Origin of the sequence: Salinisphaera sp. SWV1, assembly GCF_052044155.1 — a bacterium.
Taxonomy (GTDB): domain Bacteria; phylum Pseudomonadota; class Gammaproteobacteria; order Nevskiales; family Salinisphaeraceae; genus Salinisphaera.
Genome location: NZ_JBQDYE010000159.1, coordinates 1 through 575, shown reverse-complemented (window position 1 = coordinate 575; position 575 = coordinate 1). Strand labels below are relative to the sequence as shown.

Here is a 575-nt window from a genome sequence, read left to right as displayed (position 1 = left end):
GGAACAGGGTACGCTGCCCGTAGTGAAAACTTTGCATCAGCTGCGTCAGTGCCAGACGCATATCATTAAATGCCTGTGGCCCACTGTTGAGAGGTTGCAGGCAATCCACCAGCACAATCTGGCGGTCAAAGCGCAGAAAATGATTCTTATAGAACCCCTTCACCACCTTCTCGCAGTAATAATTAAAGCGCTCGCGCAGCATTCCGGCATTGGTATGCTTATCGGCCTGCGCCAGTTTGGACTCGCCCCAGGTATCGACATCCGGCCACGGGAAGAATTGCAGCGCGGGCGCACCTGCCATATCTCCCGGCAAGACAAAGCGCCCAGGCTGAATAAAGTGCAGCCCCTGCTGTTTACAGTGGTGGAGATAATCGGTCCACGCGGCGGCAATGTCCGCCAGCCGGTTTTCGTCGGCAGGCGCTAGCGGGTCCAGCCCTTCGCTCATCATTCGCCATTTCGCTGACCATTCTCCGCGCTGACCATTGAGTAAGCCCGTCATCTGGCGCGACCAGCTTAAATAGTCCTGCGCCAGCATCGGCAGGTCGAGCAACCATTCGCCGGGATAATACACAATT

1 protein-coding gene is annotated in these 575 nt (G+C 56.2%); it reads right to left on the bottom strand.

The annotated features are described in order from the left end of the window. The coding region (locus ACS8YF_RS20015; protein WP_440851814.1) for a YcjX family protein at positions 1–575 on the bottom strand (575 nt) is incomplete at both ends.